This is a genomic window from Herbaspirillum sp. ST 5-3 (assembly GCF_004804275.1).
Lineage (GTDB): Bacteria > Pseudomonadota > Gammaproteobacteria > Burkholderiales > Burkholderiaceae_D > Noviherbaspirillum.
Map to the genome: position 1 here is coordinate 1 of NZ_STGI01000005.1, position 20,051 is coordinate 20,051.

The following is a 20,051-nucleotide window of genomic DNA, read 5'->3' on the forward strand; positions in this document are numbered from 1 at the left end:
AATTCGGCGCGTTACGGCATTGCCTGGGGTGCGCTGGGTGCGGCGGAAGACTGCTGGTTCCGTGCCCGCCAGTATGTACTGGACCGCAAGCAGTTCGGCAAGCCTTTGGCGGCAAACCAGTTGATCCAGAAAAAGCTGGCCGACATGCAGACCGAAATCACGCTCGGCCTGCAAGGCTGTCTGCGCCTGGGCCGCATGAAGGATGAAGGCACCGCAGCGGTGGCGATCACCTCGATCATGAAGCGCAATTCCTGCGGCAAGTCACTGGACGTGGCGCGCATGGCGCGCGACATGATGGGCGGCAACGGCATCTCGGATGAATTCGGCGTGGCACGTCACCTGGTGAACCTGGAAGTGGTCAACACCTATGAAGGCACGCATGACATCCATGCGTTGATCCTGGGACGTGAACAGACGGGAATTGCGGCGTTTTAACTGCGATTGCAGTAACAAGATGAGATCGTGCCGGACAGTTGCCGCTTCTGACGCTGCCGAAAGAGCCTGGCTCAAATCGGATAAAGAAGCGAAACATGTCTGAGCCGCAGGCGAGTTGGTTTCGCTTCCCGATTTGAGCCAGGCTCTTTCGGGAACCCCGAAGGGGCAGCGGCTGTGCGGTCGCCTTCTTTGGCTTACTTTTCTTGGCGAGACAAGAAAAGTGAGCGGCTGCCGGGCCGCCCCCGGCAAGGTCTTGCGAAGAACCGACTTTATTGCATCACCAAAGAACCAGCCATCGCCGGAACAAAGAACAAACAGAGGAACATATGGACTTGAACTTCACTCCCGAGGAACTCGCCTTCCGCCAGGAAGTCCGCGAATTCGTCGCACAATCCCTTCCCGCGGACATTCAGCACAAAGTCCTCAACGGCCTGGTCCTTCACTCGGACGACTACGTCCGCTGGCAGAAGATCCTGCACGCCAAGGGCTGGGGCGGCACCGGATGGAAAAAGGAATTCGGCGGCCCCGGCTGGAGCACCACGCAGCAATACATCTTTGAAGAAGAACTGGCCGCCGCCGGCGCGCCGCGCATGGTGCCGTTCGGCCTGAAGATGGTCGCGCCGGTCATCATGCAATACGGATCGCCCGCCCAGCAGGAGCGCTTCCTGCCGAAGATTCTCGCCGCCGATGAATGGTGGTGCCAAGGCTATTCCGAACCGGGATCCGGCTCCGACCTCGCGTCGGTGAAGATGCGCGCCGTACGCGACGGGGATTTTTACATCTGCAACGGCCAGAAGACCTGGACCACGCTAGGCCAGTACGCCGACTGGATCTTCTGCCTGGTGCGCACCGATCCGGAAGCCAAGGCACAGCGCGGCATTTCCTTCCTGCTGATCGATATGAAATCGCCGGGCATCACGGTGCGTCCGATCATCACGATGGATGGCGCGCATGAAGTCAATGAAGTCTGGTTCGAACACGTGCGCGTGCCGGTCGAGAACCGCGTCGGCGAAGAAAACGCGGGCTGGACCTACGCGAAATTCCTGCTCGGCCATGAACGCACCAATATCGCCGGCATCGGCATCGCCAAGCGCGAACTGGCACGCCTCAAGCGCATCGCCTCGCTCGAAACCAAGAACGGCAAGCCGCTGCTGAAGGACCCGATGTTTGCGTCCCGCGTCGCGCAAGTCGAGATCGACCTCACCGCGCTGGAAATCACCAACCTGCGCGTGCTGTCGGCGGAAGCCGCGCATCGCGCTCCCGGTCCGGAAGCCTCGATCCTCAAGATCAAGGGCACCGAAATCCAGCAGGCCATCACCGAACTGCTGGTGCAGGCGGTCGGCCCCTACGGCCTGCAGCTGCGCCGCGAGGCCATGGCTGCCGGCTATCAGGGCGATGCGGTCGGGCCCTTCTATTCCGTGCCGCTGGCGGCAAACTACCTGAACATGCGCAAGCTGTCGATCTACGGCGGCTCCAACGAAATTCAAAAGAACATCATCTCGCAGATGATCCTCGGCCTGTAGGAGCACATCATGGATTTCACCTTTACCGAAGAACAACAGATGCTGGTCGATACCACCCGCCGCTTTATCGCGAAGGATTATGGATTCGAAGCACGCCAGAAAATCAAGGCAACATCGCCCCAGGGATTCAGCCGCGAGGTCTGGCAAAGTTTGGCCGACATCGGCCTGCTCTCGCTGAACGTCCCCGAGGCCGACGGCGGCCTGGGTGGCAGCCCGATCGACACCATGCTCGTCATGAACGCGGTCGGCGAAGGACTGCTGCTCGAACCCTTCCTCGCCAGCGCGGTGCTCGCCACGAAGACGCTTGCCTTGCTTGGCAATGAAACACAGCGTGGCACGCTGCTTCCCGCACTGGCCGCCGGCGAAAAAATCGCCGCGCTGGCGCACGAGGAACCCTCCACCCGCTATGACCGCATGGCAGTTGAAACGCGTGCCTTTCAGGTCGGCGACGGCTATGTCCTGACCGGCAGGAAGAGCGTGATCGCGCATGGCGCCTCGGCCGATGTGCTGCTGGTCACGGCACGCATCGCCAAGGCCGGCGAAACCGGCACGCTGGCGGTCTTCGCCGTGCCGCGCGAGACGGACGGCCTGCGCCATGTTTCCTACGCCACGGTCGACGGCGTGCGCGCTGCGGACGTGTGGCTGAATCAGGCCTACGTTCCCGCGTCGGCGATGCTCAATGCCGCTGACGATACCGAAGGCGCACTGGCACAGGTGCTCGACTTCGGCCTCGCCGCCGTCTGCGCGGAAGCCGTGGGCGCACTCGACAAGCTGCTCGCGGCAACGGTCGAATACGCCCGCAATCGCAAGCAGTTCGGCCAGCCGATCGGCAAGTTCCAGGCGCTGCAGCACCGCATGGCCGACATGGTGCTGCATATCGAACAGGCGCGCTCCATGAGCTACCTCGCGTCGGTGCGCTGCAACGATACCGATCCGGCCGTGCGCAACCGCGCGCTGTCGGCAGCCAAGGTCGTGATCGGCCAGGCCTGCCGCTTCGTCGGCCAGCAGGCAGTGCAACTGCACGGCGGCATGGGCGTCACGGATGAACTGGATGTCAGCCATTACTTCAAGAGATTGATGGCCATTGAAATGCAGTTCGGTAACACCGACCAGCACCTGGAGTCGTACGCGCAGCAGCTCTAACGAAGCGTCAAGACACGATCAAGTCGCGCCTAAAGGAAGACCTGTCTCCGCTGTGAGCTGCCGAAAACTTCACCGGCCAGGCGGAAAAAGAAGCGAAATCTGTCTGAGCTCCGAGCGCAGCGAGGGCGAGTTATTTCGCTTCCCGCCTGGCCGGTGAAGTTTTCGGGAACCCCGAAGGGGCAGCGAGCTGCGGTCGCCTTTTTGGCCTACTTTTTTGGCGAAGCAAAAAAGTAGGTGGCCCGCCGGGGCCAGTCCCGGCAAGCCCCCACGAAGTGACTTCGCCCTTGCATCACCGAAGAAAAACACAACAACGAACGCCTGTCGAATTCAATCACATGGGTTACAAAAAAGTTCAACCACATGGGTTACGCCTTCAAGTTCAAGTAGCCACGCTCACCGCCCCTGCACTCATCAAATCAGGCACGGCTTGATGCACTGATCCATCATGCAGGCGTGCTACGGCATGCTGAACCAGCTCTCATAGCTCGTCACCGAGAACCCTCCGAAACCCGCCCGGAATCCGAGATTGACGCGGGCCTGGTCCACCACATCCAGCAAGCTTTGTCTGCCGCACAGCCTGTCGTCGGCGGCCGGGCATCGCACCTGCAAGGCCAGTCTCACGCTCTTCCCGGCGGTCGCGGCATAGTCCAGTTCCGAGCTGGCACTGGAGATGATGCGATCCGCGGTATTACGATAATCCAGCATGACGGTGTAGTCGGTGGCATCGATCGTGAATTCGCTCAGCTTGCGCGTCTGTCCGTCATAGGTCAGCTGATAGGCCGGATCGTCATACCAGTACGCGATGTCGACGCTCACGGGAAGCGTGCCTGCGGGCAGGACGGCAGCGATATTGTCGCGAACCTTTTTCAGAAGCTGCAGGTACTGGCTTGCCGTCGATACATAATTTGTCTTCCATTCGCTCAGCAGGTATGGCCTGACGTCGAGATGCAAACCGGCCGGCGCAGCCTTTCCCTGTGCGATCAGATCGCTGGCGAATCTCGCCACGCGCAGCGCTGCGTCCACCGCCTGCTGATGATTCTGTTCCAATGCCCACTGGCTGTTCGCGGCCAGCAAGGTGATATCGATTCCTCGCGTCTTTGCATCGGCGATCAACTGCGCCAGCAGCGCCGGCTGTAACTGCAGCTGTGCCAGACCGTCGAAATAGACGTGATTGATGCGGTTATCCAGCGCGAACTGGAAGAATTTCTGCTTTTCGACCTCGTCCGTCAGATTGACGGAAGTTCGCACCGAAAACGGCCCGCGGTTGCCGATGCCGTAATTCATTGCGCTGAGCAAGTCGCCATTGTCCGCTCCGAGCTGCCAGGCATAGACGCCGGCCAATCCGCCGGTGACGGCGAATCGCGCTTTTTCCGAGGCGGCGCGAGGATCGTCGTAGCCGATATAGGTGCGTGTCTCCGGATTCCACAAAGCGTAGGCGTGCAAGCTGGAATCGTAGTTCACCTGATATCCGTTCTTGCCGTTGCCCTTGCGGTCGAGAAGCTTGGCCGCCAGCCAAGGGTAGACCTCGGTGCCGCCTTTTCCGTTGTAATTGGCATCGCCCGTGCCCTGGGTCACATCGACGATATTGGTGCAGTTTCCCCATCCGCGGCTGTAGGTGGCGACGCCCTGAACCAGTTTCGACGGCGGCACGCCGGCATTGATCAGGGTCTGGACACCTCTGTATGGCGTACTCGGATACAAGGGCGTGTGGTGGCCGATACCGGACCACGGGCCGTAGTAGTCATAGGTCATCGCAAAGAAGAAGTCGACGTATTGTTGCGCCCTCTGGTAATTGACCTTGCTGACGACATAGGTGCCGGTATTGACGGCTGACGTGAGCAGGTATTTCCGCCCGTTTGCCATGCCGAGCTCATCCAATGCATCGCGCAAGTCGCTCAGGAGATCGGCATACGACTCGCCGTCGCCAGGCGTTCCCAGCGCGCCGGCAGTCGGGCTTTCCCAGTCGATGTCGACGCCGTCGAAATACGGGTGTTCATCGAGGTAGGTCGTCACGGAATCGACAAATACCTCTCTCTTTGCAGCATCACCGGCCAGGTGATAGAACGGCTTGCCGCCGGAAGGGCCGCCGATGGATACCATCAGCTTCAGATTGGGCGACTTTTTCTTCACTTCGGAAAGCTGCGCGTATTGCGTGTTGCTCACATCGGTGACCGCAAGCGCGAAGTCCGGCTTGCCGTTGCAGGCATAGGCCGCATCCGTCGATTGATCCGGGCCGCAGATGTTAAGGAATGCGTACACCAGGTGGGTCAGGTTGTTTGCGGTCACGTTGTCGAGCTTGTAGCCGTTCGCGATCGCATAGCTCGGCAAATAGGCACCGACAATCTTGCCCGAAGTCTGGGCAAACGGCACGGACCTGCCTGGGAAAAAATCGTAGGCTGCATTGGAAAGAACGGCAGTACTCGTGCCGGTCGATGCCACAGTTACCGCAGTGGCAATTTTGTCAGCCTGTGCTTCGGGCCGGTTGGCGAGGGATTGATCCGAGCTGAAGCCCGAGGCGGCAGTATCGCCCTCCATTCCGCCGCCGCATCCGGTGACCGCCAACGCAAACAACAGCGTGCATAGTTTTTTCATGTCTCCCCCCTTGTCAGCCGCTTTTCGGAATTCGGTGCGTGCTGTCGGACGCTCGCACCATGATGACCAGCTTGTTCATGATTGTTTTGTAGCGTCAACGAGAGCCCGTCACGCAAAAGCTGCAAGCGAATGGTCGATCCGACGCGAATCATTCATCGGGGCCGGGCGGTACTTGACGATTTGTCATTCTAGGTGCCGTGCATGAGGTTTCAATATTGGCGCGCCAGTTTTGAGAAAAGTTGAGAATCTGGGGCAGACCAATCTCCCTAGTCAAAACCGTAGACAATAATCGCACGCCCGTGCTAAAACACACTCATCATTCCAGCAAAGACCCAGAGACAAGGATTCCACATGGCCGTCACACGCCTTCTGATCGCCAATCGCGGCGAAATTGCCATCCGCATCGCGCGCGCTGCCGCCGAACTCGGCATTGCCACCGTTTCCGTCTATTCCGAGGACGACGCGTCGTCGCTGCATGTGCGGCGCACGGACGAAAGCCGTGCGTTGAGCGGCGTGGGCGCGGCGGCTTACCTCGACATCGAACAGATGGTGGCAGTCGCCAGGGAAGCGGGTTGCGACGCAATTCATCCGGGTTACGGATTCCTCAGCGAGAATGCGCAATTCGCGCGGCGTTGTGCGGAAGAAGGCATCCTGTTTGTCGGTCCGGGCGCGCAGATTCTTGAACTGTTCGGCGACAAGACGCAGGCGCGTGCGCTCGCGAAGCAGCATGCGGTGCCGGTGGTGCGCGGAAGCGATCAGCCGGTGACGCTGGAGGAGGCACGCGCCTTCCTGGCGGAGCTCGGCGAGCGCGGTGCGATGATGATCAAGGCGGTCGCGGGCGGCGGCGGGCGTGGCATGCGCACGGTGCGAAACGACGCGGAAGTCGGCGAGGCTTATGCGCGTTGCCGCTCCGAAGCGCAGGCGGCCTTCGGCAGTGCCGAGGTGTATGTCGAACAGCTCGTCGCGCGTGCCCGGCATATCGAAGTGCAGATCGTGGGCGATGGCAGCGGCGAGGTCAGCCATGTGTGGGAGCGCGAATGCACGCTGCAGCGCCGCAACCAGAAGCTGGTGGAAATCGCGCCCAGTCCCACGCTGGATCACGCGCTGCGCGCACGCATCGTCGATGCGGCAGTCCGCCTTGCCACGGCGGTGCGCTACAGCGGCCTGGGCACCTTCGAATTCCTGGTCGACGCCGACGACCACGGGCCGGATGCGCGCTTCTATTTCATGGAGGCCAATCCGCGCCTGCAGGTCGAGCATACCGTCACCGAGGAAGTGACGGGCATCGATCTGGTGAAGGCCCAACTGCAACTGGCGGATGGCCATACGCTGCAGCAGCTCGGCCTGACGCAGCATGAGATACCGGCGCCGCGCGGCTTCGCGCTGCAGGCGCGCATCAACATGGAAACCATGGATGCCCAGGGCAACACGCTGCCCTCGGGCGGCACGCTGCGTGCTTTTGAGCCGCCATCCGGCCCTGGCATACGGGTCGACAGTTTCGGTTACAGCGGCTATGCGCCGAGCCCGCGCTTCGACTCGCTGCTGGCGAAACTGATCGCATCCACCAGCTCGGGGCGCTTTCCCGAGGTGGTGGCGCGAGCGTATCGCGCACTGTGCGAATTCCGCGTGGAAGGCGTGGAAACCAACATCGGTTTCCTGCAAAACCTGCTGACGCGGCCCGACGTGATTGCCAACCGCGTGCACACGCGCTTCGTCGAGGAACATATCGCGGCCCTGATCGAGCCGGAAGGCGGCGCGCACCAGAAGCTGTATGCGGTGGCGGCCGAGAGCAGCGAGGATGGCGCTACGGAGAGCCATGCCGCACCGGAGAACACCATTCCCATCGCCGCACCCATGCCGGGCTCCATTGTGTCGATCGAGGTCAGCGAAGGCGACGTGGTACATGCGGGACGCCAGATCGCCATCATCGAGGCGATGAAGATGGAACACATCGTATGCGCTGATGCCAGCGGCTTTGTGCGCAAGGTGAACGTCAGGATAGGCGATGTGCTGTTCCAAGGGCATCCGTTGGTGTACATCGAGCCGGCCGAGATCGATGCGCAGCATGCGGACGCAGCGCAGGAGATCGATCTCGATGCGATTCGCCCCGATCTCGCGGAAGTGCAGCAGCGGCATGCGATCGGCCTGGACGACATGCGGCCGGATGCCGTTGCACGCCGACGCAAGACCGGTCAGCGCACCGCGCGGGAAAACATCGCCGATCTGTGCGATGCGGACAGCTTTATCGAATACGGTGCGCTGGCCATTGCGGCACAGCGCCGCCGCCGCTCGCTGGAAGAGCTGATCCGGATCAGCCCGGCGGACGGCCTGGTGGCGGGCATCGGCAGCGTCAACGGCGGATTGTTCGATGACAGCAAGACGCGCTGCATGGTGATGTCGTACGACTACACGGTTTTTGCCGGCACCCAAGGCATGATGAACCACAAGAAGACCGACCGCATGTTCCAGCTCGCCGAGCAATGGCAATTGCCGGTGGTGCTGTTCGCCGAAGGCGGCGGCGGCCGGCCCGGCGATACCGACGCGATGCTGGTGGCAGGACTGGATGTGATGTCTTTCATCAATTTTGCCCGCCTGAGCGGACTGGTGCCGCGCGTGGGCATCGTTTCCGGCCGCTGCTTTGCCGGCAACGCGGCCTTCCTCGGCTGTTGCGACGTGATCATCGCGACGGAAAACGCGACCATCGGCATGGGCGGTCCGGCCATGATCGAAGGCGGCGGACTCGGTGTGTTCGAGCCCGAGGAGGTCGGCCCGGTCAGCATGCAGGCGCCCAACGGCGTGATCGACATCGTCGTCAAGGATGAGGAAGAAGCGGTCCGGGTGACCAGGCAATACCTGTCGTATTTCCAGGGCCGGGTGGACACCTGGGAATGCGCCGATCAGCGCAAGCTGCGCCAACTGATCCCGGAAAACCGTCTGCGCGTGTACGAAATCCGCAATGTCATCGAAACCCTGGCCGACAAGGATTCCGTGCTGGAACTGCGCCGTCAGTTCGGCCGCGGCATCGTCACCGCGCTGATTCGCATCGAAGGCCGCCCTTTCGGCCTGATTGCCAACAATCCGCAGCATCTGGGCGGTGCGATCGACGCCGAGGCCGCGGACAAGGCGGCGCGCTTCATGCAATTGTGCGATGCCTTCGACCTGCCCATGGTTTCCCTGTGCGATACGCCCGGCTTCATGGTCGGCCCCGACGCGGAAAAGACGGCGATGGTGCGGCATGTGTCGCGCATGTTCGTGACCGCAGGCAGCATCAGCGTGCCGTTTTTCACGATTGTCTTGCGCAAGGGCTACGGGCTCGGCGCGCAAGCAATGGCCGGCGGCAGTTTCCATGCGCCCTTCTTTACCGTCTCGTGGCCGAGCGGCGAATTCGGAGCGATGGGGCTGGAGGGTGCCGTCCGGCTAGGCTACCGCAAGGAACTGGAAGCGGTCGCCGATCCGGCCGAACGACAGGCAATGTTCGACAAGATGGTCGCGCAGTCCTATCAAAACGGCAAGGCCATCAACATGGCATCCTATCTCGAGATCGACGATGTGATCGATCCGATGGAATCGAGGCACTGGATCCTGCGCGGCCTGCTCTCGGCGCCGCCGGCCGCGCCGCGCACCGGAAAGAAGCGGCCCTGCATCGATACCTGGTAGCGGCACGCAAAAACAGTCTCTAAAAGCAAGAGGCACGCGAACGGCTTCGAAATGCCGCGGTCTTATTGTCAATGCCGCGGCCGAATTTCTCGGCGATGCCATTTCGCGATTTCCGGACACCACACGACGCCGGCGGTAGTGCTCGCCTCCATTGATCGGAACATGCTGACGCTGCCAGGAGATACCAACGGCAATAGCCAAAGCCACTCTCGTTTGGCTATCGGCATTTTTGTTGCCCTGCTGATCATCAGCGTGGTGGCCGGATTCCTGGTGTTCCGTCAACTTGTCGAAGGCGAGGAAAAACAAGCGGAGGAATCGCTTAACCACATCGCCGACCTGCAGGCCGCTGCAGTGTCAAGCTGGTTCCTGGAGCGCCTTGGCGACGCGGCCGTATTCGGCGGCGGCTCATTCCTTGGGGAAACGATCAACAACTGGGTCGCACGCGGCCAGCCGGACGACGACACCCGACACGCGGTGCAAAAACAATTGAAGGCGATCAAGAACACCTATAGCTATCTTGATGTCGCCATTCTCGACAACGAGGGGAACATCCGCATTTCGACCGGAAAGGACATCGAGCCGCTCGACCCGGTTGCGCGCGAGACCGTCCGGAAAGCCGTCTCCTCGAACACGACGGAGGTTTCCACCATCCATGCGCTCGGTGCTCCCTGGTTTTCCCAAGGTGTGCTCGACATTGCAACGCCTCTTTTGAACATCGATGCGCAGGGCGCGGCGGCGGCGTCCGTCCTGCTGCTGAGATCCAACGCAGACATGCATCTCGACTCCTGGGTACGCTCGACCCCGCTGCTGAATGCGCCGACCGAAGCTCTGCTGGCTGAGATACACGGCGATCAGGTAATTACGATCTCGTCCGGCGAAGGCACATCGCGCTTTCACTATCTGGACGCACTGCCGATAACGGTGCTGCAACTCGCTGCGGCGGCGCGCGCAGGCACAGGCCACGTTCTGCTGGCTGATGCATCCGGAGGAGAGGCGTTGGCCGTGGCACGCCGGATTGCCGGCATGCCCTGGTTCCTGGTGACGATGATCGACCGCAACGCTGCGCGAGCCAACGCAAGCCATTTCGCGTGGATCGTCGCCGGTGCCGGGCTCGGCATCGTGGCTTTACTGGGCACCGCAGTGCTGTTCTGGTGGAAGCAGCGGGAAAGCGCGTTGCGCCTGCGCGCCCTGCAAGCCACGACCGAAAAGAATTTGCTGCAGCGGCAATACGATTACCTGTCACGCTATGCGAACGACATGATCATTCTCGCCGACAGCAACAACCGAACCCTCGAAGTCAACGACAAGACACTGCAGGTGCTCGGCCGCACGCGCGCGGAATTGAGCGGCTTGCCCGTCGAGGAATTGTTTTTGCCATCCTGTCGTCCGGCGCTCGGCAAGGCTTTCGACAAGTTGCGCGAATCGGGCGGCGCCGTATTCGAAGTCGCTCAGCAAAGCGTCGAAGGCAAAATTGTTCCGGTGGAAGCCAGCGCGCGCGTGATCGAACAGGGGGGGAAACGCATCATCCAGCTCATCTGCCGCGACATTACCGAACGCAAACAGTCGGAGGCGGCGCTGCGTGAAAGCGAGGACCGGCTCAACGGCATTCTGGCATCGATACTCGATGTCGTGTGGTCGTTTTCAGCCGATCTGAGCAAGCTGATCTACATCAATCAATCCACCGAAAATGTCTATGGCTATCCGCCCTCGTCCTTCATGGTCCGGCCGCAACTCTGGTTCGACGCCGTCCATCCGGAAGACCGGGCACATGTCAGAAACGGCCTGCGCGCGCTAAGTGCCGATTTTCCCTTGTGCGATTGCGAATACCGCATCATGCACCGGGACCAAAGCATTCGCTGGATACATTGCCGCGGCCGGCTGGTGCTGGGCAACGACGGAAAGCCGGCGCGCATCGATGGCGTCAGCACCGACATCACGGAGCGCAAGAGCGCGGAGCAGCAGGTGCAAACGCTCGCCTACTACGACAGCGTGACCGCGCTGCCCAACCGCGCATTGCTGCAAGACCGCCTCGAACAAGCCATGCACATCGCCATGCGCAACCGCAACAAGGTGGCGCTGCTGTTCATGGATCTCGACAATTTCAAGAACATCAATGACTCGCTTGGCCATCATATCGGCGACATGCTGTTGCGTGAAATCGGCGAGCGGCTGCAGCAGTGCGTGCGGGAAGAAGATACCGTGGCGCGTATCGGCGGCGACGAATTCCTGGTCGTGCTTCCGAACATCGATCACGGGCCGCAGGCCGTGCAGGTGGCGGAAAAGATTCTTGCGGCGACGGCCAGGCCGTTCACGCTCCAGGAAAATCAGATTCACACGACAATCAGCATCGGCATCAGCGTCTTCCCCGACGACGGCAACACGCCGCACGAGCTGATCCGGCATGCGGATTCCGCGCTGTATCAGGCCAAGAGCCACGGCCGCGACAATTATCAGTTCTTTACAGAGGCGCTGAATCAGCAGATCACGCGCAGTTCCAACATCGAGCGCGAGCTGCGCCGCGCAATCGATCTAGGCGACCTGAGCCTGTGGTATCAACCGCAGATCGACGCCCGCGAAGGCCGCCTGATCGGGGCGGAGGCACTATTGCGATGGCGTCACAACGACGAGCAATTCCTGTCGCCGGCGGAATTCATTCCGGTGGCGGAAGAGCGGGGCCTGATCGGCAAGATCGGTGAATGGGCACTGCGCGAAGCCTGCGCCCAGTGCCGGCGCTGGCAGCTGGAAGGACTGCATCCAGTGCCGATCTCGGTGAATGTGTCGCCCATTCAGTTCCAGCAAAAAGGTTTTGCCGACCTGGTCACCAGCATCCTGAAGGAGGCGCAGCTCGATGCGAATTACCTGGAGCTGGAAATTACTGAAAGCTCCATCATGCGCCGCGCGTCGCTGGTTGCCACGCTGGCAATGCGCCTGCGTGACATCGGCGTACGGATCAGCATCGATGATTTCGGCACCGGCTACTCCAGCCTGAGCTACCTCAAGCAGATTCCGATCGACAAGATCAAAATCGATCGTTCCTTCATTTCCGACATGCTCAAGGATGACGACGACGACGCGATCACCTACGCGATCGTCAACCTCGCGCACAGCCTGAACCTGCGCGTGATTGCGGAAGGCGTCGAAACCCGGGCGCAGATCGATCGCCTGCGCTTCTTCGGCTGCGACGAGGTGCAGGGCCATTACTACAGTTCAGCCGTCTCCGCGCAGGTGTTCCAGGGCTTTCTGAGCGAGCGAAGATTCTTCGGCGAGAAGGAGGAGATCCGGCAATAAAACTGCTGGCGGAACACTTTCCTGTGCGCTCAGGACTACAATTGCGTGCATGAAGCGATACAAGAAACTGCCGCGTACCTTCTATGCGCGCGATACGGCGCAAGTCGCGCGGGATCTGCTGGGAAAGCATCTGGTGCATGTCGTCGACGGCGTGGAACGACGCGCGCGCATCGTCGAGGTCGAAGCCTACATTGGCGCGCACGACCTCGCTTCGCATTCCTCCAAGGGCATCACGCCCCGCACCGCCATCATGTATGGCCCGCCCGGATTCGCCTATGTCTATCTGATCTACGGCATGCATCATTGCATGAACGTGGTGACCGAACAGGAAGGCCATGGCGCCGCCGTTCTGCTGCGCGCGCTGGAACCGATTGCCAATGTCGACGGCAATACAAAGGGACCGGGCCTGCTGTGCCGCGCAATGGCAATCGACAAGCGCATGAACGGGCACGACTTGTTAAGCGAGAATTTCTTTATCGCCGAGCCGGAGACAAAGGAGTCATTTTCCATTGTGGCCGGCCCGCGCATCGGCGTGGCCTACGCCGCCGATTGGGCGGAGGCGCACTTGCGCTTCCATATCGAGGGCAATCCCTTCATCTCGCGCAAATAGCGGGAGGGCCGGTCTGGTGCGATACCCGGGCTAGTGCATGCACCGCGTCACATGATCGCTCCATTCGAACGCCGCCAGCTGGACCATGTACAAATCGTTGTATGACAGATTGAGTTCACGCGTCGCCTGCATCAGTTGCGCGTCGTTCTTGGTCTTCCACTCGGTATGCTCGGCCAGCGACAGCAACTTGCCGAAGTAGCCCTGGCGCCGCAGGAGCGCGTCGCCCACTTCTTCGACGACCGGGATCTGCTTCAGGATTTCCTCCAGGGGCATCGAAAACAAGGTGTCCATCAGGGACATGATGCCGACCGTGAAGCCGGTATCGGCGAAGCTGCGATTGCCCGGCCTGAGTTTCTGTGCCAGCAGTTCGATCAGCCGGCCGCGCGTGGTGGCCTGCGCCATCAGCGGCAGGACACTGCGGCCATGCACGCCCGGTTCGGCATACAACATGACTTGCAGCCAGCGCTGCAACTGGTCGCGGCCCAGCACCATCAGCGCCTGGCGGAGGGAATCGATACGGTGCGCGCTGATGGCAGGCGTATTGACCAGTCGCAGCAGATTCAGTCCGAGCGACACATGGCTCTTGATGCTGTGTTCGATGTCGGCATTGTCGGCGTCGGATGCGATCAAGGACATCAACTCGGTGATCGCCTGATGCGAGGGCGAGATTTTCCTTCCCTCCAGGATTTCCGGATTCAGGAAATAGTAGCCCTGGAAAAGATCGAAGCCGAGGTCGAGGCACATGCGGAACTGCTCGATCGTTTCCACCCGCTCCGCCAGCAAGCGTTTCTGCTGCGCCTTGAATGCGGCGCACAAACGGCCCAGATCTGCTGCACTGCGGCCGGTAATGTCGATGCGCACGCTTTCCACCATCGGCAGCAGCTTGTGCACGTATTCGTCGTCATCATTGACCACCAGGGCAAAACGAAAGCCGGCGGCGCCCAGCTCCGTCAGGCGCGCGATCACTTGCGGCGGCGGATTGCGCAGGGTGGCGATTTCCAGCACTACGTTCTGCGGCGGCAGGAACTGGAAAATGTCGCTCATCAAGGCGTCGGTGTCGATATACAGGATGCCGGTCAGGTCGCCGATCACGCGGGTCAGGCCGTGCTCGTAGACATCCGACAGCACCGATGCCGAAGCCGGCTGCTCCTCCGGCGCGGGGATCGGGGCGGCTGTCCCACAGAAGTTGCAAAACAGGAGTTCGTGCGCCGCAAGACTTTGCTGGCGGTCGACCACCGGGCGGCGGGCCATGAAAAACTCCGAGGCGAGCGGTATCCTGTGCGCGCTGTTGAACGTGACGCTGATACTCATGATGGATCCCACCTCTCCCTGCTGCATGACGGCTCCAGGCAGCATGTATCACTTGCTGATCCTTTGCCTACCGTCCATACCTTCACGATAGGCTAGAAATTGCTTCATTGCAACTACGCAAATGTCATGCGCACGGGTCTTGTATGAGATAACGTCACGCAACGCGCGGACTTGAGCGACGGAAGGTGCTTGTGCGGCGCAACAAGACGATGCGATCCATACTGCCTCGCAGTGCTTACCAGCTATCCATCCGATCGCCCCAGCTTGTCATGTCGCGTACATAAAAACGATAGGTATCGTCGGGCTTGTCCTCGGCCAGCTTGGCGAGGTCGAAAATGAACAAGGCGCGCCCGATGCCCCGGCGCCGATACCCGCGGTTACGCTTGGGCAGAATGGCATCGCGCCATGCGCCGAGATTGACGTAGGTATAGTTTTTCCCTTCCACGCGCGGCCGGGAAAACTGCAGGTCGGCCTCCAGCGCCACATGCGTGTGCCCTTCGACATGCAGGCGCAGACCGAGCTCGCGATACACGCGCTGGAACGCCGGCAGGGCAAGCAGCGTGCGCGTGGTGATATTCGATTCCGGTTCCTGCTGGCGCGCCATCAGACGCATCAGGAGCATGTCCAGCCAATACCACTTGAAGCGGCTCAGGATGGACAGGGTATACAAACCGAGTTTGGTCATGCCCCGCGCGCTTTGCCAGGTCGCGTCGTGCGCCATCCATGCCCGCAGGCTTTCGCGGAAACAGCGCAGCACCTGGTCATGCAGTCCTTGTGCGCCCGGTACTTCGCACGCCATGCGACGCGATTCGGAAAGCAGGCGCACCACCGCCGCGACCGATGGCCGGTACAAGTCCATTTCATCGAGCAGTTTGCCGATGCGGCGCGCGCCCGGCATGGCCTTGTCGAGCGTGCTCGTCACGCTCCAGATGAAGCGCGACAGCATGCCGGCCGCCACCGTGTCGCCGAAGCAGGGATCGCTGAAGGGCTGGTATTGCTCCTCGCGCCATTGCTGCGGCTGCCATCCCTGCGACGGGCGCCAGCGCTTCGTGGCGCGGCAATTGTCGGCGTCGCGCCACTGGCCATGCGTCGCCAGCAGGCGCAGCCCGCAATCGGCGAAATAGAACGGCAGCCTGGGGTACAGTTCCTCTGCCTTCGTGCCGAGCTGCATCGCCACCCAGGCACGATAGCTGTCCGGGATATCGAGTGCGGTCAGGCCGAGGCATTCTTCATAGAGCATCTGGCGCGCCGCATGCACGACCTGCAATTCCTTGTCGTGGTTGCCGACGATAGGCACGATGGTGACCACGATTCCGTTCTGGCGCAGCTTGTCGATGCTCGCGCGCATCCAGTAGAAAAAGCCGGAGTATGGCTGCCTGCTGTCGGCCGGCCGCTGGCGGGCATGGATGGCGACGATGTCGCGCATGACCGCCATCACCAGCTCCTCGAAACGCGGATGGTCACGATGCCAGGGATACACGCCTGCTGCCGCCCATTTGCTGCTGCGGATCAGATCGACTACATCGCCGTTGAGGATCAGCAGCAGTTCCTCGATGCGCTCGCCGGCCGGCGCGTCCGCCTTGTCGCCCGGATTGCATACCGCGAATTCCATCTGTTCGAAGAACATTTGCCAGTCGGTTTCCGATGCCGTCTGGTTGCCCACCGTGCAGTCGGTGCAATGGATATCGCTGATCAGGACACACAGCCGGTTCCTTTGCGCGGTCCCGGCTGGCCAGAGAATCATGCCCGGCGGCAGTTTCATTTCATTCATGGACTTGCTCTTTCAAATTCACGCGTGCGCATGCTCACGCAGGAAGTGAACGATGTGCGGAAAGATGTCGACCGCAACGTTCTTCCCCATGAAGACATCCTGGTGTCCATAGCCGGCGAAGACGTGCAACTTGTGGCGCCCCGGCACGAGTTTTTCCAGCCGTTCGTGACAGCGGATATTGGAATCGGCGAACACATGGTTGTCCTGCCCCTGCACGAAGAAGATCGGGGTTTTGATGTCCGCGGCGTTCTTCAGGTAGTCGTCCGGCAAGGCCGCGTAACGCGGATTGCCGGGATCGTACTTGACCGCCGTATGCCCGCTCCGGACCATCTTGAACACATGACGGTAGTAGTGCACCGCGGTTCCGCCGAACAGGTCGCCCAGGCGCTCGTGCGTCTCGGGCGCGATGTTGGCGTGATTGAAGACCGCCGGCCGGCCGCTGCCCCACATGAAGCTCAGCATGTGGCACTCGGGCGAGTCGCACTCGCCATGCACCAGATCGGCCGCCATGGCGATGATCTTGCCGATTGACCAGGCAGGCTGGCGACGCCAGCTCGGATTGAAATATTCGACACCAAGCAGATAATCCGACACCCACGGCCCGAAGCGCAGCTTGATTTCCGACCAGGCCGGCACATGCGGCGTGAGCGACACGCTGTTGAGCACCATGCTGGTGATGCCCTGTACCGTGCGTGCAAAGACCGCCATCGCGATCGTGATCGATCCGACGCAATGCGCGATCACATGCAAGCGCCTGTTCGGCCCGATATGACGGCGCAATTCGGAAATCGCCGCCGGATGGTCGAACAGGGCCACATCGTCGAAGTTGTAGGTCGAGCGCGCCAGGTTGTACGGAAAGCGGTTGCTGCCGCGCCAGTCGAGCGTCCATACGTCGCCGAAACCCTCGTCCAGCAAATGCTGCACCAGGTTGCGATGTTCCGGCATGATGAACATGTCGGTGGAATTGGTCAGGCCGGGAATGACCAGCACCACGTCGTCGCTGCTGGCGCGCAGGAAGCGCGTGAGCGTCAAGCCCAGCCCGTCGGCGGTGGAAAACGGATGCACGCTGATCGCCGCGCCGGTGACGCCTTCGGTGGTGAACTTCGGATAGCGGCGATGCGGCTGGTTGAGCGCGGGCGGCAGGTGCGGGCCATACACATCCCACAGCTTGCCGGCAAAGAATTCGCCGAACGCAACCAGTCCCTTGAGGCTGGTGTTGCCCTGCGCATCGGTCGCGCGCAAGCCACGCAGCACCTGCATGAAGTCGCCCAGGCCGAGGCTGATGATGCCGGTCACCCACAAGTCCGCCAATGCCGGCTTGGCCGGATCGATATGTCCGCGGAACACGTTCACAAACAGGGTCGTGGTGTCGTGCCACATGTCGAGGGGCGCATTGTGCTGCACCTGCTTTTCCCCCACGAACGTGATCGCCTCGCCTTGCGGGGTAGTGCAATACACCTGGTAATACATCACCTTGCGGTCGCGGTCGGCGGTATTGGGCATCAGGCGAAAGGTGCCCGACTGCACCGGGCAGATGCCGCCGAGAAGCGCGCAGTCGACATGGCCGGTCAGCGTACCGGCGTGATCCGGCGTGTGGAGGAAGGCATCGAGATCGGCGATGCTGACCGTCACATGCAAGGCCAGTGTATGGCCCGCCTTTTCACCATCCTCATAGCCATCGGTGAAAATCGTCGCTTCCGCGCTGACATAGCCCGTCATCACTTCGGCGAATTCGATCCTTACTCCATGCAAGTCGTTCGACATGATGCCTGCCCCTTTCAAAGACTCGCATCCGGTGCGATACCCGTCATCTCGTGCGCGATCCATTCCGAAAGCGCCGTGATGGTGGCCACCGGATTGGCGCCCAGTGCCGTCGGCATCAGCGATCCGTCGGCCACATACAGGCCGCGATAGCCGAACACCTGTCCGCGGCTGCCGTCGCGCGCACTGACCACGCCCTGCTCCGGCGTGTCGGCCAGTGCGCAACCGCCGAGCGGATGCACGGTCACATTGTTTTTCACCGGCCACAACCAGGTCGGCATCGGCAGGAAGGTGCTGGCGCCGATGAAGCGCGTGAAGCGCTGGCCGAGATCGAGGATGGCGTCGTACAGCGTACGATTGCTCTCCTGCGGCCACTCGACATCGAGGAAGCCGTCGCCGTTCAGGCGCAGCACACCGCGCGCATTGTCCAGCCCCATGCACAGCAGCACCGCGCTGTACTGCGACAGGTCATGCGCAAGCAGTTTCTGCATCAGGTAACCGACGCTGCTGTTCTTGCGGCCCGGATAAGCGCGGTCGAAGACGTACAACAGCAGTTGCTTGCCCGCCTGCCAGAGCTTCTGGATGGGGTTCATCACCGGCCCGAGAGCGGCCACGGCCCAGCTCAGTTGCGTTGGATAGCTCGCGTCTTCCATGACGAAGGCGCGCTTGCGGTCGAAATTGTCGAAAAGGTGGTGGTCAATGTACTGGGTAATGACCGGGCCATAGGTGGAATTGACTTCCTTCTTGCCGTCGATCGAAAACGCCAGGAAGTCGCCATTCCCTGAAAACTGCTGCCCCAGCCGCGACGAGATGCGCGGCAGGCTGCGATGCACGTTGCGACAGCGCAGCAGCAATTCGCTGGTGCCGAGCGCGCCGGCCGACAAGACCACGCGCTGCGCGGTGACGCTCTGCTCGCCGCCGTCGGCCGCATTGCGGTACACCACCCGGAAGCCATGCTCGCCATCGGCCGCCGGATCGTCCTGGCCGGCGGCATCCAGCGGAACGATGCGATCGACAATGGCCAGCGTGCGGACCTGCGCCTGATAGCGCTGCCGCGCCACGTGCAGGTAATTGTGATCGACCGAATTCTTCGCCTGCACGTTGCAGCCTATGTCGCATTCGCCGCAATACGTGCAGGATGTCTGCAGCGCACCGTAGCGATTCTGCTCCTGCACGCCCAGCGGAACCGTATCCTTGCTGCCTTCGTAGCTGTAGCCGTTGCCGAAGAAGACGCAGATATCGGCCATCCTCGAACTGAGCTTCGCCTCGCGCGCGAAGGCCTGGAATTGCTCGGTGCGCTTGACGTAGCGCCGGTCATCGGGGCCGCTTGCCGGCGGCACCGGCCGGGCGCCGAGCACCTGTTGGGCAATGTCGTAATACGGCATCAGCGTACTGCGGCGCACATTGCTCGGCCAGCCCTGTTCGAACACGGCTTCCGGCGGGCGCAGGAACACGTTGGCATATACCTGCGAACCGCCTCCATACACTGCGGCGGCGACGGTATCGATCTTGTCGAAATGCCGGATGTCAAACATGCCGTCCAGATGGCCGCGCTTCTCCTTGCGCTTGCGCACCGCGTGCGGACGGCGTGCCGTATCCCATTGGGGACACCAGAAGTTGTCCGCCATGTCGTGCGAGCTGCGCGGATAGCCGCCCAGCGGATACTGCTTGCCGCGCTCCAGCAGCAATACCTTGCCCGGCCAGCGCCTGGACAGGCGTGCGGACATGACCGCGCCGCCGAAGCCGCTGCCGATCACGACGGCTTCGTAATCCCGATCTGCACTCATCGATCGCTCCCCGATTGTGGTGGACCCCGATTTTTTGTGTTGGATGCCGGGGCCGTTTGTCTTTGTTATAGAAGGCGATGATATTTTATTTCTCGTAAGAAATGGTAACTTTTCGAGCGCTGGCTGTATTTGTGTGTTATCGGAACTGCGCAGCACGAAGGGATGCTGCTACG

At 61.3% G+C, this 20,051-nt stretch carries 11 protein-coding genes; 6 read left to right on the top strand and 5 right to left on the bottom strand.

Translation table 11 applies throughout. The features are described 5' to 3' along the window. The 3 genes from E6W33_RS11575 to E6W33_RS11585 form a co-directional block, all read left to right on the top strand. On the top strand, positions 1–435 hold a 435-nt coding region (locus tag E6W33_RS11575; protein WP_282183692.1), incomplete at its 5' end, for an acyl-CoA dehydrogenase family protein. A 326-nt stretch (positions 436–761) separates the two neighbouring features. Continuing rightward, positions 762–1,958, top strand: coding sequence for an acyl-CoA dehydrogenase family protein (locus tag E6W33_RS11580; protein WP_136417478.1), 1,197 nt, complete (start codon positions 762–764; stop codon positions 1,956–1,958). 9 nt (positions 1,959–1,967) lie between these two features. Next, the gene (locus E6W33_RS11585) at positions 1,968–3,101 is read left to right on the top strand and encodes an acyl-CoA dehydrogenase family protein (RefSeq protein ID WP_136417479.1); all 1,134 of its coding nucleotides are present in this window, start codon (positions 1,968–1,970) and stop codon (positions 3,099–3,101) included. A 456-nt stretch (positions 3,102–3,557) separates the two neighbouring features. Here E6W33_RS11585 and E6W33_RS11590 read toward each other — a convergent pair whose 3' ends face one another. Further along, positions 3,558–5,693, bottom strand: coding sequence for a glycoside hydrolase family 18 protein (locus E6W33_RS11590; protein ID WP_136417480.1), 2,136 nt, complete (start codon positions 5,691–5,693; stop codon positions 3,558–3,560). A gap of 351 nt (positions 5,694–6,044) precedes the next feature. Between E6W33_RS11590 and E6W33_RS11595 the strand changes: the two genes are divergently transcribed. The 3 genes from E6W33_RS11595 to E6W33_RS11605 all read left to right on the top strand — a co-directional run bounded on the left by E6W33_RS11595 (position 6,045) and on the right by E6W33_RS11605 (position 13,248). After that, positions 6,045–9,350: a carboxyl transferase domain-containing protein gene (locus tag E6W33_RS11595; RefSeq protein WP_136417481.1), complete on the top strand. Its 3,306-nt coding sequence runs from the start codon at positions 6,045–6,047 to the stop codon at positions 9,348–9,350. A gap of 162 nt (positions 9,351–9,512) precedes the next feature. After that, on the top strand, positions 9,513–12,638 hold the full coding sequence (locus E6W33_RS11600) for a GGDEF and EAL domain-containing protein (protein WP_168798615.1): 3,126 nt from the start codon (positions 9,513–9,515) through the stop codon (positions 12,636–12,638). 49 nt (positions 12,639–12,687) lie between these two features. Then, positions 12,688–13,248: a DNA-3-methyladenine glycosylase gene (locus E6W33_RS11605; protein ID WP_136417483.1), complete on the top strand. Its 561-nt coding sequence runs from the start codon at positions 12,688–12,690 to the stop codon at positions 13,246–13,248. A gap of 30 nt (positions 13,249–13,278) precedes the next feature. Here the strand turns inward: E6W33_RS11605 and E6W33_RS11610 are convergent, their stop codons facing one another. The 4 genes from E6W33_RS11610 to E6W33_RS11625 form a co-directional block, all read right to left on the bottom strand. After that, entirely contained in the window at positions 13,279–14,559 is a 1,281-nt protein-coding gene (locus tag E6W33_RS11610) for an HDOD domain-containing protein (protein WP_136417484.1), read from the bottom strand. Positions 14,560–14,794: 235 nt separating this feature from the next. Beyond that, complete coding sequence (locus E6W33_RS11615) at positions 14,795–16,330, bottom strand: hypothetical protein (protein WP_136417485.1); 1,536 nt, start codon at positions 16,328–16,330, stop codon at positions 14,795–14,797. 18 nt (positions 16,331–16,348) lie between these two features. After that, a complete protein-coding gene (locus E6W33_RS11620; RefSeq protein WP_136417486.1) occupies positions 16,349–18,094 on the bottom strand; it encodes an alpha/beta fold hydrolase in 1,746 nt (581 codons plus the stop codon). 14 nt (positions 18,095–18,108) lie between these two features. After that, the gene (locus E6W33_RS11625) at positions 18,109–19,878 is read right to left on the bottom strand and encodes a GMC family oxidoreductase (RefSeq protein ID WP_136417487.1); all 1,770 of its coding nucleotides are present in this window, start codon (positions 19,876–19,878) and stop codon (positions 18,109–18,111) included. Positions 19,879–20,051 lie beyond the last annotated feature (173 nt).